Source organism: Curtobacterium sp. MCPF17_050, assembly GCF_003224435.2.
Classification (GTDB): Bacteria; Actinomycetota; Actinomycetes; order Actinomycetales; family Microbacteriaceae; genus Curtobacterium.
In genome coordinates this window covers 486,907-502,137 of sequence record NZ_CP126250.1, presented here as the reverse complement: position 1 = coordinate 502,137, position 15,231 = coordinate 486,907, and the positions used below count along the sequence as shown (strand labels likewise).

13 protein-coding genes are annotated in these 15,231 nt (G+C 74.9%); 6 read left to right on the top strand and 7 right to left on the bottom strand.

From position 1 onward, the window contains the following. Window positions 1-865 precede the first annotated feature (865 nt). Window positions 866-1,924 (top strand): LacI family DNA-binding transcriptional regulator, encoded by a 1,059-nt coding sequence (locus DEJ34_RS02440; RefSeq protein WP_110911217.1) that lies wholly within the window; start codon window positions 866-868, stop codon window positions 1,922-1,924. A 317-nt stretch (window positions 1,925-2,241) separates the two neighbouring features. After that, on the top strand, window positions 2,242-3,048 hold the full coding sequence (locus DEJ34_RS02435; RefSeq protein WP_110911137.1) for a hypothetical protein: 807 nt from the start codon (window positions 2,242-2,244) through the stop codon (window positions 3,046-3,048). A 605-nt stretch (window positions 3,049-3,653) separates the two neighbouring features. Here DEJ34_RS02435 and DEJ34_RS02430 read toward each other — a convergent pair. Beyond that, window positions 3,654-4,328 carry a TrmH family RNA methyltransferase gene (locus DEJ34_RS02430; protein ID WP_375232125.1) on the bottom strand — a complete coding sequence of 225 codons (675 nt, stop codon included), beginning with the start codon at window positions 4,326-4,328 and terminating at the stop codon, window positions 3,654-3,656. A 43-nt stretch (window positions 4,329-4,371) separates the two neighbouring features. After that, complete coding sequence (locus DEJ34_RS02425; protein ID WP_181422223.1) at window positions 4,372-5,049, bottom strand: TetR/AcrR family transcriptional regulator; 678 nt, start codon at window positions 5,047-5,049, stop codon at window positions 4,372-4,374. A gap of 98 nt (window positions 5,050-5,147) precedes the next feature. On the opposite strand from DEJ34_RS02425, the gene DEJ34_RS02420 reads away from it, so the two are divergent. Further along, window positions 5,148-5,945, top strand: a complete 798-nt coding sequence (locus DEJ34_RS02420; RefSeq protein WP_110823427.1) for an HAD-IIA family hydrolase — start codon at window positions 5,148-5,150, stop codon at window positions 5,943-5,945. Between the two features lie 5 nt (window positions 5,946-5,950). On the opposite strand, the gene DEJ34_RS02415 is transcribed toward DEJ34_RS02420, so the two are convergent. Further along, on the bottom strand, window positions 5,951-6,904 hold the full coding sequence (locus DEJ34_RS02415; RefSeq protein WP_110911139.1) for a CPBP family intramembrane glutamic endopeptidase: 954 nt from the start codon (window positions 6,902-6,904) through the stop codon (window positions 5,951-5,953). Here DEJ34_RS02415 and DEJ34_RS02410 point away from each other — a divergent pair. Beyond that, entirely contained in the window at window positions 6,903-7,595 is a 693-nt protein-coding gene (locus DEJ34_RS02410; RefSeq protein ID WP_110823425.1) for a metal-dependent transcriptional regulator, read from the top strand. The genes DEJ34_RS02415 and DEJ34_RS02410 overlap by 2 nt on opposite strands. A gap of 160 nt (window positions 7,596-7,755) precedes the next feature. Here DEJ34_RS02410 and DEJ34_RS02405 read toward each other — a convergent pair whose 3' ends face one another. From DEJ34_RS02405 to pyrE, 3 genes are all read right to left on the bottom strand, one after another. Then, on the bottom strand, window positions 7,756-8,400 hold the full coding sequence (locus DEJ34_RS02405; RefSeq protein WP_110911140.1) for a HEAT repeat domain-containing protein: 645 nt from the start codon (window positions 8,398-8,400) through the stop codon (window positions 7,756-7,758). Between the two features lie 66 nt (window positions 8,401-8,466). Continuing rightward, window positions 8,467-10,362 carry a hypothetical protein gene (locus DEJ34_RS02400; RefSeq protein ID WP_110911141.1) on the bottom strand — a complete coding sequence of 632 codons (1,896 nt, stop codon included), beginning with the start codon at window positions 10,360-10,362 and terminating at the stop codon, window positions 8,467-8,469. Next, the gene (gene pyrE, locus DEJ34_RS02395; RefSeq protein ID WP_110911218.1) at window positions 10,359-10,910 is read right to left on the bottom strand and encodes an orotate phosphoribosyltransferase; all 552 of its coding nucleotides are present in this window, start codon (window positions 10,908-10,910) and stop codon (window positions 10,359-10,361) included. The genes DEJ34_RS02400 and pyrE overlap by 4 nt, the downstream gene beginning before the upstream one ends. Before the next feature lie 221 nt (window positions 10,911-11,131). Between pyrE and DEJ34_RS02390 the strand changes: the two genes are divergently transcribed. Both DEJ34_RS02390 and DEJ34_RS02385 read left to right on the top strand, forming a co-directional pair. Beyond that, window positions 11,132-12,817: a hypothetical protein gene (locus DEJ34_RS02390; protein WP_110911142.1), complete on the top strand. Its 1,686-nt coding sequence runs from the start codon at window positions 11,132-11,134 to the stop codon at window positions 12,815-12,817. A gap of 131 nt (window positions 12,818-12,948) precedes the next feature. Next, window positions 12,949-14,304, top strand: coding sequence for a peptidoglycan DD-metalloendopeptidase family protein (locus DEJ34_RS02385; protein ID WP_146236899.1), 1,356 nt, complete (start codon window positions 12,949-12,951; stop codon window positions 14,302-14,304). Between the two features lie 105 nt (window positions 14,305-14,409). Here DEJ34_RS02385 and DEJ34_RS02380 read toward each other — a convergent pair whose 3' ends face one another. Continuing rightward, entirely contained in the window at window positions 14,410-15,231 is an 822-nt protein-coding gene (locus DEJ34_RS02380) for an aminoglycoside 3'-phosphotransferase (RefSeq protein WP_110911144.1), read from the bottom strand.

Below are 15,231 nucleotides of genomic sequence, written 5' to 3'. Positions count from 1 at the left end.
CACCCCGAGCCTCCCGCCCCGCAGGGCGGCGCGGCCAGCCCGCCCCGAGCCTCCCGCCCGCGCAGGGGGCGGCCAGCCCGCCCCGCGGGGCTGCGCGGCCAGCCCGCCCCGGGCCTCCCGCCCCGCAGGAGGGCGCGAACCGGACCCGCACGATGAGAACCGGTCCGCACCACGGACTCCCGCAGTGGGGACCGGTTCCTGTTGTGTCGGACCACGGGACCGGCCGCGACCGCGGCCGGGAGGCGCGGGGCAGCCCGCCCTGAGCCACCGGCCCGGCAGGGCGGCGCGGCCAGCCCGCCCCGGGCCTCCCGACCGGCAGGAGGGCACAGACCGGACCCGCACGACCAGAACCGGTCCGCACCACGGACTCCCGCATTGCGCAGCGGTTCCTGTTGCGTCAGTTGGGGGGCCGGTTCCGCCGGCGGCCGGGAGGCGCGGGGGCTGCCCGCCCGGGCCTCCCGTCTCGTGCGCGGCCTGGCCAGGCGCGGGCCGGACCCGCACAACAAAGACCGGTTCGAACCGCAGAACCCCGCGGTGCGGACCGGTTCCTGTTGTGTACGAACACGGGACCGGTCGCGACGGCGGCCGGGAGGCGCGGGGGGCACCCGCCCCGGGCCTCCCGGCTGGCAGGGCGGCGCGGACCGGACACGCACGACGAGAACCGGTCCGCACCACGGACTCCCGCGGTGCGGACTGGTTGCTGTTGGGTCCGGCCCGGGGGCGGTCGCCACGGCGGGCGGGCGGCGCGCGGCCGGACCGACCCGGGCCTTCCGGCCCCTGCGCCGCCCGGCAGGGCGTGAGCGCGACAGCGCTACGATCGGGAGGACGCATCCGGCGGGTGCGCAGCCGGAGGTCGAGGATGACGATGGGGAACACCAAGCCCGCGACGATCTACGACGTCGCCGCGCGTGCGGGGGTGTCGAAGTCGCTCGTGTCCCTCGTGTTGCAGCGCTCCCCGCGGGTGAGCGAGCAGCGCCGGGCGGCCGTCCTCGCGGCGATCCAGGAGCTGGACTACCGGCCGTCGACCGCCGCGGTGTCGCTCGCCGGCACCCGCTCCCGGACGATCGGGGTCGTGCTCGACGACTTCCGCAACCAGTGGTTCGTCGACCTGCTGACCGGCCTCCGCGAGGCGCTGCAGGACCAGGGCCATCGACTCGTCGTCGCCGACCGCTTCCTGAACACCGGGCTCGACGTCTCCCCTGTCGAGGGCTTCCTGTCCATGCGGGTCGAGGGACTCGTCATCGCCGGGGAGCCCGACACCGACCTCGCGATCCCGGCGAGCACGCCCGTCGTCGTCGCGGGCGGTCGGGCAGCGCTCGCCCGCGCGGACACCGTTGCGAACGACGACCTCGCCGGCGGGCGCATGGCGGCCGAGCACCTCATCGACCTCGGGCACGTGCGGCTCGGCTTCGTCGGTGGGCACTCGGCGGCGAGCGACGCCCGGCTCGAGGGGTGGCGCGCCGCCATCGACGCGGCGGATGCACGGGCTGGCGGGTCGGCGTCGGACGGCGTGCCCTGGCCGTCCAATGCGACCGGGCCATCCGGCGTGACCGGGGTGGCCGTGGTCCTGGCCGCCGACGTCACCGAGGAGACGGGGTTCACCGGGACGCACCGCCTCCTCGACGAACACCCCGAGGTGACCGCGGTGTTCGCCGCGAACGACGTGACCGCCCTGGGCGCGATGTCCGCCATCGCCGATCGAGGTCTCCGCGTGCCCGAGGACATCTCGGTGATCGGGTACGACGACACCCCGATCGCGGCATCCCGGTACGTCGGCCTGACGAGCATCGACGACCGCAGCATCGACATCGGCCGCGGCGCCGGGGTGCGGCTGCTCGAACGCATCGCGGACCCGGGGCTGACCCCCACCGAGGTCCTGGTCGAGCCACGGCTCGTCGCCCGCCGCACGACCGCCCCACGCTGAACGCACCCGCGACGACATGTGCACCCGAGGCGGGCATCGGTGATCTATCCCCGCTTTCGGGACATCCTGACAGCGCTGGTACCTGAGCGGAACTAGGCTTCGGTCGACCCCTACCCGAGGGGTCACGTGGACGGAACACCCGAGTTCATCCCGACGTCTGCATCCTTTCGGCGGCACGAGCACCCTCTCGTGTCGGACGCACAGGTCACCCTGCCCGTGCCCTCGCCGTGGGTCCCTGCCCACGGTGTCCTGACCGATGCTGCCTCGCCTGCCCGGGTGGCCCTCCTCGGAGTACCCGAATCCCTGGAGAACAGAACATGGCACGCATCCTCACCCGCACCATCGGCGGCGCCGCGGCCTCGATCATCGTCGGCGGCATCGCAGCCGTCGCGGTGACCGGAGTCGCCTCGGCACACACCCCCGAGGTGTCGGCATCCTGCACGCAGCTGCACGTCGCGCTCGCGAACTACCCGGCGAACTCGACGGTCGACGTCGTTCTCGACGACACCGACCGCGGCACCACGACCTTCGGGCCGAGCGCGTTCGACACGACGTTCCCGCTCGACACGACCCGCAAGCACACCTGGTCCGTCTCGGTGACGTCCGGCGACGGCGACCACGCCTTCGACAAGACGTTCGCCGGCGAGTCGACCGACGCGTGCCTCACGGTCGTGCCCCCGGTCCCCACCCCGACCGGGACGCCGACGCCGACGCCGAGCACGCCGGCACCGACGACCCCCGCGACCCCGACGGCCCCTCCGACGGGCACCCCGAGCACGCCCGCGGTCCCGACCACGCCCGCGACGCCGACGCCGACGGACACCCCGACGCCGACCGTCCCGGCCACCCCGGCCGTGGTGACGAACACCCCTGCGCCGAGTGCACCCGCGACCCCGACCGCTGACGTGACGCCGAACGGCACCGTGCTCCCCGGCACGACCCCGACCGGTACGAGCACCACGGCCGCCGGCGCACCGGGCACCGGTCCGGGCTCGAACGGCACCGGCGAACTCGCGTTCACCGGCTCGCCCGTCGGCCTCGGCGTGGGCGTCGGCGCGCTGGTCGCGATGCTCCTCGGTGGCGCCCTCGCCGCCTTCGCTGCGGTGCGCCGCCGCCGGGCCTGACCCCCGGGGGTGACGGCGCCGGGCTCCCGCTTGGTGCCGTCATCCCGCCCACGGTCGGTCCGGGTCGCGCGTCAGGTGCGTGCCCGGGCCGACCGGCTCGGGCTCGGGCTCGTCCGACTCGCGCCCACCGACCGGCGCCGGAGTCGCACGACATGCCGCGCGCCTCCCGCCCAGGTCGCGCAATCGGTCGCTCCCGCACGTCGCGATGCGCAGTTCGTGCGACCTCGACGGAACGGCCACGGCGAGTCGCGCGACCTCGAGACCGCGCGGACCACGCCGGCCCGTGCGCACCGGGCTCGCGCCGAGGTCGCACGACACGCCGCGCGCCTCCCGCCCAGGTCGCGCAATCGGTCGCTCCCGCAGGTCGCGATGCGCAGTTCGTGCGACCTCGACGGAACGGCCACGGCGATTCGCGCGACCTCGAGACCGCGGACCACGGGGCTCGCGCCCGCGGGCCCGCGCCCGCCGGGCCCGCGCCGAGGTCGCACGACATGCCGCGCGCATCCCGCCCAGGTTCCGCAATGCGCCGCTCTCGCACGTCGAGATGCGCGAATTCTGGAACCTCGACGGGATGCGCCCGCCTCGACGGGACGCGCCCGCCCGCCTCAGCCCGGCAGCACCGCGTGCCGGACGACCCAGCTGTGCATGACGATCGCCGCAGCCGCCGAGGCGTTGATGCTCCGCGTCGACCCGAACTGCGTGATCTCGAGGTGCCCGTCGGCGCCCGCGACCGCCTCGTCCGTGAGCCCCGGCCCCTCCTGCCCGAACAGGAACACGCAGCGCTCGGGCACGTCGGCGGTCTCGATGCGGTCCGCCCCCGGGGTGTTGTCGATCGCGATGACCGGCCGTCCCTCGTCCCGCATCACCCGGAGGAACGCGGCGACGTCCTCGTGGTGCCGCACGTGCTGGTACCGGTCGGTGACCATCGCCCCACGGCGGTTCCAGCGGCGTCGACCGATGATGTGCACGGTGCCGGCCAGGAAGGCGTTGGCGCTGCGCACGATGGACCCGATGTTCAGGTCGTGCTGCCAGTTCTCGATCGCCACGTCGAAGGCGTGCCGGCGGGTGTCGAGGTCGGCGACGATCGCCGCCATCGACCAGTACCGGAAGCGGTCGACGACGTTGCGGGTGTCCCCGTGTTCGAGCAGTTCCGGGTCGTACTGCGGCCCCTCGGGCCACGGCCGCGGGTGCGGCCCGACCCCGTGCGTCGTCGCCTCGTGGGTGGGTGGGAGCGCCGGAGACGGCTCCGGCAGGTCGCCGGACGGGAGGCCCTGGGTCACGTGACCAGCGTACGGCGCGCGCACCGCGCCTCCCGTCCGACGCTCAGCCCGCGGCCTGCACCCCGGCGTCCGCGACCCGCGCCTCGATGCCGCCGAGCAGCACGTCGAGCCCGAGCGCGAAGCGCGCCTCGTACGAGTGCTCGCCGAGGACCTCCCCGACGAGCCGGTGCCGCTCGGGCCGCCCGGCCTCGGAGTCGCCGCGCCCGACCTGCACGGCGGTGTGCCCCACGACGAAGTCGTAGACGACGAAGAACGCGTACATCGCCTCGGTTTCGGAGAGCCCTGCGGAGCGGAGGGCACCGACGACGGTCGCGACGACGGCGTCCGACTCCGACGAGGCGAGCGGCGCCCGGCTGCTGTGCGACTCGAGGACGAGCGGGTGCCGGACGAGCAGGTCGCGGAAGGTGGTGGCGAAGACCCGGACCACGGCGCGCCAGCCCTCTGGCCAGACGAACGTGGCGGTGAACTCGTCGACCGTCCGGCGGACGAGTTCGGCGTGCAGGTCGTCGAGGCCGCCGATCGTCCGGTGCACGGTCATCGGGGCGACGCCGAGGGCCGCACCGAGCGCTCGGAAGGACAGGCGGTCCAGGCCGTCCTCGTTCGCGATGACGGTGGCGGCGTCGATGACCTGGTCGCGTGAGAGCACGTTCGGTCGGCCTCGGCGGCGAGGTGCTGCTGCGGGACCGTCCGGGCTGGCACGGGGGTCCTGGTCGACGAGCACGGCTTCCTCCTGACGCTTCCGGTACGCGTACGGGAACGCGCCCTGAAAGCCTAGGGCACTTCGGGATTCCGACCGGGTCCGCCCACTACGCTGGCCGCATGGCATCCCGCGACGAGGTCGAGTGCTGGCTGACGGACATGGACGGCGTGCTCGTCCACGAGAACCAGGCGCTCCCCGGCGCCCCGGAGTTGATCCGGCAGTGGCAGGACCAGGGCACCGAGTTCCTCGTCCTGACGAACAACTCGATCTTCACGCCGCGTGACCTCAGCGCGCGACTCCGCCAGTCCGGGCTGCACGTCCCCGAGGAGCGGATCTGGACCTCGGCCCTCGCCACCGCCGACTTCTGCGCGTCGCAGATGCCGGAGGGCTCGGCGTTCGTCATCGGCGAGGCCGGCATGACGACCGCCCTGCACGAGGCCGGGTTCATCATGACCGAGACGGCACCGGACTACGTCGTCGTCGGCGAGACCCGGAACTACTCGTTCGAGGCGATCACGAAGGCCGTCCGCCTGATCCGCGACGGGGCCCGGTTCATCGTGACGAACCCGGACGCGACGGGCCCGAGCGCCGAGGGCGTCCTGCCGGCCACGGGCGCGATAGCCGCGATGATCGAGAAGGCCACCGGCAAGCAGCCCTACGTGGTGGGCAAGCCGAACCCGATGATGTTCCGCTCGGCGATGAACCGCATCGGCGCGCACTCCGAGAACACCGGCATGATCGGCGACCGGATGGACACCGACGTGCAGGCCGGCATCGAGGCGGGCCTCCACACCGTGCTCGTCATGACGGGCATCAGCGACCAGGCCGAGATCGACAAGTACCCGTTCCGCCCGAGCGAGGTCATCTCCGGCGTGCACGAGCTCCTGCACACCGAGCCGTACGAGGTGGAGATCTAGACCGGTCAGCCGGCCAGTTCGACCGGGGCGTCCGCTCCGGCCGGGAGGCCCGCCTCCGGACCGCGCACCGCGGCGGCTCCCAGGGGCGGTACGGTCCGCCACCGGCGGCGCAGGCGCCGGCCCCGGTCGTCCCGCCACGCGACGAGTCCGCCGGCGACGACGCCGAGCAGCAGCACCGCGATCGTGGCGAGGCCGAGCAGTCCGACGAGCAGGACGTCGACCGACCCCGGCGCGGAGGCGCTGACGCCGATCGCGCCGAAGTCCCAGAAGGCGTGCAGCAGCACCGGGGCCAGCAGGTTGCCGGTCAGGCGCCGGGCCAGGTACAGCACCGACCCGAACGAGGTGGCGAACACCACCTGCAGGACGGTCGTGGCCACCGGGGCGAGGGACAGGACGTTCAGGAAGTGGAGCAGCCCGAACAGCACGCACGAGAGCGCCCACACCCCGATCTCGGGCAGGCGTCGGCGGAGTCCGACGAGCAGCACGCCGCGGGTCATCAGCTCCTCGACGACACCGACCAGCAGGACCCCGAGCGCGAGGAGCAGGAAGTACCGCAGGCTCTTCCCACCCCAGTCGAGGAGCGGGAGCCGACCGAGGCACACCGCCAGGACGAGGAGCGGCGCCACCATCGTCCACCGCGGTCCGCCCCGCGCCGGGTCGACCGTCGCGATCCGCCACCACCCGAGCGCGGTGACGACCAGCGCCAGGATGCCCGCGACGACCGCCTCGGGGACGACGAGGTCGCGCACCACGCTGTCGACCGTGCGGCCGAGCGCCGGGTAGTCGTCGCTCGGCCGCGAGCGCACGATGCTCACCACGGCGAACACGACCAGCGGGGCGAGCCCGACCAGCAGCGACGGCGGGACCGGCCACCACCCGCGACGGCGACGTCGGACGGCGGGAGGCTGGACGGAGGTCACCTCCCGGTTGTACCAGGAGCGGCCGTACCATTGGCGCATGCGCCTGCCCTCGCTCAGCACGATGGCCGAGGACTACGTCAAGCTCGTCTGGAAGGCCGGCGAGCGCGGCGACGACGGCCTCGCCACCCGGGACATCGCGGCGGCCCTGCACGTCTCGGCGTCGACCGTGTCGGGCAACCTCCGGAAGCTCGACCGCGACGGCCTCATCGAGCACACCCCGTACCGCGGCGTCGTGCTCACCCCGCTCGGTCGGCAAGCCGCGGTGGCGATGGTCCGTCGGCACCGCCTCATCGAGACGTTCCTGGTCGAACGGCTCGGGTACTCCTGGGACGAGGTGCACACCGAGGCGGAGGCGCTCGAGCACGCCGTGTCGGAGACGTTCCTCGACCGGGTGGACGCCGACCTCGGCCACCCGACGCACGACCCGCACGGCGACCCGATCCCGAGCGCCGAGGGGGTCGTGCCGGACACGCCCGGCGCGCTGCTCGGGACCGTCGACCCCGGCGTCTGCGGGACCGTCGGCCGGGTGTCGGACGACGACCCGGCGCTGCTGCGGTACTTCGACGAACTCGGGGTCGGGCTCGGCACGCACCTCCGCGTGGAACAGGTGCGCGACTACGCGGGGGTGGTGGCAGTCGCGCGCCGTGACGCCGGCGGGGCGGAGGCGCTGGTGGACCTCCCGGCCGCCGCGGCGACCGCCATCTGGCTGACGCCCGACGCCCCGCACTGACGGCACGCCGCGCCGCGGCGCGCCCGACCCCCACCCCCGAGGTTCCGGAATCCGCGCATCTCGGCGCCCGAGATGCGCGAATGCCGGAACCGCGGGGGCAGGGCCACGGCGAGTCACGGAACCCAGGGCGCTGCCCCGCCAGCACTGCCGCCGCCGGCGGTCAGCCCTTCGCGGAACGCGTCCGGCCGAGGGCGACCTCACGGCGCGCCCGCGCGAGCGCCAGCGCCGACCCCGCGTCCGGGTCCTCGAGCAGCCGGGCCGTCTCGGCCGCGTGCTCCCGCACCGCGGCGTTCCGGTGCTCCGCCGCGACGGCGAGGACCGGCCCGGCGACCTCTGACCCGAGCCCGGCGATCGCCCGGCTCAGCGCCAGCCGGGTCTCCTCGTCACCGTGGCCGAGTTGCACGGCGAGCGTCTTCGCGAGCTCCGGCCGCTCGGACTCGGGCGCGAGCAGGACGGCAGCACGCCACGCGGTCCTGGCGACACCCGGATAGAGGTCGGACAGCCGCTCCGCGACCTGCGGGTACACGGAGCCGTCGCGGATCTTCGAGAGCGTGTGCAGCGCTTGGCTCCGGGCCTGCGCCTCGGGGCGCTCGAGTTCCGGGAGCAGCCGCGGGACGACCACCGCGGCCGGGAGGCGCACCAGCGCCCACGTGAGCATCTCCCGCACCTGCAGGTCCGGCTCGACCGCGCACTGCGCGACGAGGACGTCGAGTTCGTCCACGGACGGGGTCGTCCCGGCGGCCATCACCGCCCGGAGACGGACGGCGGGTCGGGGATCGGTCAGGGTCGAAGCGAGCGTCGGCATGGCCGTCCCACTCCACTCCCCGCGCCTGGGTGTCGGCTCGGCGCGGTCGGTCCGCCGGTCGGCGTGTCAGTCGAGTGCGCTCGTCGGCGGGTGCACCGCCAGCGCGCCGGCGGGGCTGCTCGACGGCGACGCCGGCTGCTCCTCGAGGCTGTTCCCGCGGATCCAGGCGGTGATGACCAGGACGAGGAGCAGGAGCACGACGATGATCGCGACGGAGCCGTAGACCAGGAGCTGCTTGCCGCGCCGTCCCTCGCTCTGCAGACGGGCGAACCCCTCGTTGATGAAGTTGGCACGGTCGGCGTCCGTCGTCCGGGACTCCGCCTGGCCGGACGGGGGCGTCGCCGCGACGGCGGGCATCATCCGGGTGCTCGTGTCCTCGGTACGGGCGGCGTCCGCGTCACGGAGCTGCTGGATCGCCTCGGTGCCGAACAGGTCCTTGATGACGCCGGTGTCACTCGTCTCGCGACCCTGCCACTCGGACTGGTCGATGTCCTCGGGCGCGAGGCGCCACGGGGCGCCGTCCCGCTCGGGGGCGGGGTCCCGGTCGTGCACACGGTCCGAGCCGGTCGTCCCGTCGGCTCCGGCGACACGGTCGTCCGAGGGTGTGCGCGGTTCCGGTGCGCGGCGTGCGGTGCGCGGGCCCGGTTCGACCAGCGGGGGGACGTGATCCGCCGGCACGACCCGCGGCGACTCGTCCTCCTCCGCCTCCCACCACGGGGTGGCGGAGGACGGCGGCACAACGGACGGGAGGACCGACGGCGGCACGGCAGGAGCCGCCGAGCGCGGGGCGAAGGCGGCCGTGGGAGCCGTCCCGACGGAGTCGTCCAGGTCGTCGTCGAGGTCGCCGTCGTCGTGGCCACCGTCGCGGGACCCCGCGCCGTGGTCGTCGACGCCGTGACGGTCGAGGGGCATCGCCATCGTGCTGTCGTCGTCCGTCACGTCACCGGGGAACACCTCGCCGGTCCGGGCGGCCTCGTCGCTGAGCGACCAGCTCGACCCGCCCGACGGCGTCGTCCGCTCGCCGGCCCGGTCGTCGTCGACCGGATCGGGGTCGATCGGATCGGGGTCGGCGTGGGAGGCAGCGTCGGGAACGGTCGTCCCGGTGGCCCACGACCCGGCGGCGACGAGGTTGGTGTCGAAGGCGTCCTGGGTCAGCGTGGTCTGCACCTCGCCGGTCTCCTCACCGAGGACCGACCAGTCGAAGGGGCGGTCGGCCTGCGGGGCCCCGTCCACGTCGTCGTGCAGCCGGAGGAGCTCGGTGAAGGTCGGCGGTTCGTCGGTCGCGGGCAGGACGTCCTCGACGCCGAGCGGCTGGGCGTCCGGACCACCGGCGAGGGCCGGCGGCACGGGCGTCACGCCCGACGACGACGGGTCGGCCGACGGCACGGCGCCGGGCCGCACGCGTCCGAGCCAGTCCACGTCCGACCGTCCGAGGCCGTCCGGGTCGGTGCGTCGACGCTCGTCCTCGATCGCCCGGGCCTCGGCCGCGCGGGCCTCCCGGTCGGAGCGGGCCGTGGGCAGGACGATCGCGCGCGGGTCGGGGGCGTTCGACACCGGCGGCACGGCCGCGGGCGGCGGGACCCGACCGGCGACGCCACCGGGCAGCGCGAGCTCCTCGGGCATCGAGATCGCCTGGGTCGCGCCGGGGTCCAGCTCGGGCGCCGGCGCCGAAGCGGGGGCCGGTGCCGACGCGGGGGCGACCGGCACGGACGCCGGGGCGGTGAACGGCTCGGGCTCCGGCCGACCAGCCTGACGGGCGGCACGCTCGGCCTCGCGGCGCTCGCGCCGGGAGGGCCACTCCTCCTCCGTCAGCGGGGCGCCGAAGATGTCCGCGGCACTGCGGAGGCCCGAGAACGGAGCGTCCGGGGCGGGCGCACGGCGGGCCTCCCGGCCGTCGTCCCCGGAGTCGGGGGTGACGGGGCCGTCGGGCTCGCGCGCGTCGTCCGGACGCTCCTCGGTCACGCGGACAGCCCCAGGTCGGCCAGCCCGATCGCAGCGAGGTACGGGTAGCCCGCCGCCTCGATCCGCTCCTTCGCGCCGGTGTCCCGGTCGACGACGACGGCGACGGCGGCGATCACGGCGCCCTCGCGCTCGAGGGCCTCGGCCGCCTTGAGCGGCGACCCGCCGGTGGTGGAGGTGTCCTCGAGGACGACCACACGCTTGCCACGGACGTCCGGCCCCTCGACCTGGCGGCCGCGACCGTGGTCCTTCGGTTCCTTGCGCACGACGAAGGCGTCGTAGGAGCCCCCGCGGGCAGCGGCCTGGTGCAGGACCGCGCTGGCGATCGGGTCGGCGCCCATCGTCAGGCCGCCGACGGCGTCGACGTCCGGGACGTCGGCGATGAGGTCGGCCATCACCTGGCCGATGAGGGGAGCGACGCGGTGGTCGAGGCTCACCCTGCGGAGGTCGATGTAGTACGACGCCTGCTTCCCGCTGGTCAGGGTGAAGTCGCCGTGGAAGACCGCATCGGCCTTGATGTGCTCGATCAACTGCTCGCGCGCGTGGGTCACGGTGCCCAAGATTAGCGGTGACCGGCGGTCCGCGCTCCCTGGAGCCCTCCGCCCGGCTCCCGGGACGGCACCCGAGATCAGCGGTGACCGGCGGTCCGCGCTCCCTGGAGCGCTCCGCCCGGCTCCCGGGACGGCACCCGAGATCAGCGGTGACCGGCGGTCCGCGCTCCCTGGAGCCCTCCGCCCGGCTTCCGGAACGCGGTCGCAGGTACGCTCCGGTCATGCCCCTCGTCCGACCGCGGGACGGTGCACGGCCGCTCGAGGCCGGCACTCCCCGCCCCCGCTCCGCAGTCGCGCGGGCGGTCGGGCACGAGGCCGTGGGGGCCCTGCTCGCCCTGGCCCTGGCGGTCGTCGCGCTCCGCCACGTCCTCGCGACGGAGCGGGTCGCCCTGCTCTGGTACGACGGCGACTCCGTGCTGCTGCCGCTCGTGGCGCGGTCGATCGCGCTCGGGCAGCCGTTCGAGTGGGCGATGTCCCCGGCACTGTTCTTCTTCCCGGAGCTGCCGGTCTACCTGGCCGTCTCCGCCGTGACCGCGACACCGCAGCAGGCCCTGGCGCTGAACGGCGTCCTGGTGCTGCTCGCCGTGTACGCGCTCGTCCGTGCGGCCGCGAACGAGCTCATGCCCGCCGCCGCCCGCCCGGCCCGGATCGCGGTGTCGGTCCTCGCCGTCGTGCTCGTGACGATGCTCGTCCTGACCGAGTCCTCGGCGACCGCGACGTCCCTCGAACTCGCCTCCCTGCTGCTCACGACGACCTACTACTACGGGGCCGTGCTCGCGATGCTCGCCACCGCGGTGCTCGTACTGCGCACCGTCCGGACCGGCCGGGCGTCGCTGCCGGTGCTCGGGACGGTCGGCGTCGTCGCGGCACTCAGCACGGGGTCGAACCCGCTGTACGTCCCGTGGTCCGCCGGACCCGTCGTCGTCACGCTCGCCCTGCTCGTCGTCGCGCGCCGGGTGCCGTGGCGGCCGGCGGCCCTGGTCGCCGGAGCCCTCGCCGTCGGCGCCGTGGTCGGGTACCTCGTCCGGATCCCGCTCCGCCCCTTCGTCTCCCTGGACCCGTCGACGTACGTGCACCCCGACCGGGCCGGCGCGACGGCGGCGTTCTTCGCGGCGCTCACCGACGACCGTGCCGCCTCGGCCTCCGGGGACGCGGGGCTGCTGCTCATGCTGCTCGGTGTGCTGCTCAGCGCGGGCGGCACGGTCTGGGCCTGGCGGACGCGGTCCTCCCGGGCGGTGCTGCTCGCGACCGCGCTGCCGCTCGTGACGATCGTGGCGGTGTCCGTCGGGGTCGTCGTCGCCGGCTCGGAGACACCCCGCTACCTGGAGCCGGTCGTGACGATGCCGCTCCTGGCGCTCGTCGCGGTGTGCGAACTCGCCCGGACCGCGGTCCGGCAGACCCGGCTGCACCGTCCCACGCGGACCCTCCGGACGCTGTCGGCGGTGGGTGCCGCCCTGGTCCTGGTCGCGGGCGTCGCGGTCACGCCGGGCACGGTCCGCTCGGTCGTCGACGCCCGGTACGGACCGGTCGCCTGCCTCGACCGGTGGGTGGACGCACACCGCACCGCTGACCGCGATCCCGTCGGCGTCGGTCAGTTCTGGACGATCCGTCCGCTCGCCGCCTACGCGGACCAGGACGTCCGGCTGCTCCAGGTCCGGGACACCTTCGACACCTACCCCTGGCTCGTCGACCTCGGCTCCTACCGGGACGCCCGACCGGACTACGTGGTCGTCGGGTCCGGGGACGTCTGGACGACGCCCGTGGAGGACTCGCTCGGACCCCCGGCCACGATCACGCACTGCGACGGGTACGACGTCCACGACTACGCGGGGACCCGCGGCGCCGAGGTGCTGCAGAGGACGGTCGTTGGGTCGGCCGAGCGGATCCTGCACGAGCGCGGGTTCTGACCTCCGACCGGCCGTCGTCCGGCTCCGATGCGGCGACGAAGTCGTCCACAGGCTCGATCACGCCACGGATCCGTCCACAGCGGAGCGTCGCCGCAGCGAACCGCCTGTGGAGATGTATAGGCTCCGTTGCGATGTCTCGCTCCGTGGTCACCGCCCCCCGTCCCCGCTCCGCGCCGACGGCTCGGCGGCGTCTGCTCGCCACCGGGCTGGCGATCGCCGGTCTCATCGGCACGCTCGTCCTCGACGCGCCCGCCGCCCAGGCCGCCACGTACCCCTCGTGGGACGACGTGGTCGCGGCCCGCGGCAAGGAGTCGGCCAAGCAGTCGCAGATCGTCGAGATCCGCGGGATCATCTCCGGTCTGTCGGACGAGGTCGACGCCGCCCGCGCCGAGGCCGAACGGCTCGGTGCCGCGTTCGAGGCCGCCCAGCGCAGGGCCCTGCGCGCCGCCGAGCGGGAACAGGCGCTGCGGGACGACGCAGAGGAGCACGCCGAGGTCGCCGAGGCGAGCGCCGCCCAGGCCGGCCGCTTCGCCGCGCAGATGGCCCGGTCCGGTGGTGCCGACGTCACGACGAGCGTGCTCACCGGCGGCGAGGACGCGCGGGACCTCCTCTACGACCTCGGCGCGCTGAGCAAGCTGTCCGAGCAGGCCGAACGGGTCGAGACCGCGGCCACCAACGACGCGTCCGTCGCCCGGTCGCTCACCGACCAGGCCGACCGCGCCGCGCTCGCGCTCGAGGAGCTCGCGCAGGCCGCACAGGACCGGATGGGCGAAGCACAGGCGGCGTCCGACCGCGCGCAGGCCGCGTACGACGAGCAGGAGGCGAACAAGTCCCGACTGGAGGCCCAGCTCGCCTCCCTGACGTCGGGTCGCGCCACGACCGAGGCCCAGTACGAGAAGGGCGAGCGGATCCGCAAGGCCGCGGAGGAGCGTCGCCGGAAGGCCCTCGAAGCCGAGCTGGCACGTCAGGCGCAGCAGTTGCGGGACCAGCAGGCCGCGGCCGCGGCGGCGAACCAGGGCGGCAGTGCACCGGCCGCGCCGGCCGCGCCGAGCGGCGGCGGTGGCACGGCGCCGTCCGGGTCCGGCTGGGTCCGACCGGCGGGCGGCTGGATCACCAGCGGCTACGGGGTCCGCGTCAACCCGTACACCGGCGCGACGGCCATGCACGACGGCATCGACCTGGGCAGCGGCTGCTCGACCGCGATCGTCGCGGCGTCCGCGGGCACCGTGGAGTACGTCGGCCCCTACGGCGGGTACGGCAACTACGTCCGCATCGACCACGGCGGCGGCGTGAAGACCGCGTACGGGCACATCGTCGCCGGCGGCTTCCGGGTCAGCCCCGGCCAGCAGGTCGGCGCCGGGACCCTCGTCGCCCTCGTCGGCTCCACCGGCAACTCGACCGGGTGCCACCTGCACTTCGAGACCCACGTCGGCGGCGGGACGGTCGACCCGGTGTCGTTCATGGGTGCACGCGGCGTCGGCTTCTAGCCCGGCAGCAGCGCCCGGCCGCAGCGCCCGCGCCCGGCAGTAGCGCCCGCGCGACCGGACCGCCCGGTCGGTCAGACCACCCGGCTGGTCAGGCCACTCGGCGGGTCAGGCCGCACGCCGTGGGTCGTCCACGTCATCCACGTCGAGTTCCCACAACGCCCGGTACCAGGCCGTCCGCTCCGGGTCCTGCGGCAGCCCGTACGCCTCGTGGAACAGGTCGTCCCAGCCCGGGCCGTGGTTCCACCCCAGGCTCATCGACGCCACCGCGAGGTCGGCCCACCGGTCCGCGACGCCGAGCGCGCCGAGGTCCACGTGCCCGACCCAGCGGCCGTCGGCCCCGAGGAGCGTGTTCGGGGCGCAGGCGTCCCCGTGGCACACCACGAGCTGGTCCGTCGCGGGCTGTGGACCGATCGCGTCGACGTTCCGACCGGCCGCTCGTGCCCGGTCGAGGCGCTCGTCCGTCGACCACGTGAACGGACACGACGGCACCGGCAGGCTGTCGTGCAGCGCGCGGAGCCCCTCCCCCACACCGATCACCGCCGCGCGCGGGTCGTCCCGCCACCGCGGGTCCACGGCACTCCAGCCCGGCACCGGTCGTGTCGCCATCCACGCACCGGAACCGTCGGCCCCGTGCTCGAGCACCTCCGGCACGGTCAGCCAGCGGGCCGCCCAGCGCAGCCGTGCGACCTCGGCGTCGATCCACGGCGCGTAGCGCGGAGGGACCCACTTCACGTAGCCCTCGGCACGGTCCGGTGTCGGGCCGAGACGGAAGGTCCGTCCGCCGGCCGAGTTCACCCAAACCGGCTCGAGCGGCCGCCCGCGGGCGACCCCGACGACCGCGGCCGGGACCTCGACCGGACCCTCCGGCAGTCCGCCGCGGCCGACGAGGTCGTCCGTCGGGTCGCCGTCGTCACCGACGCCGGGCAT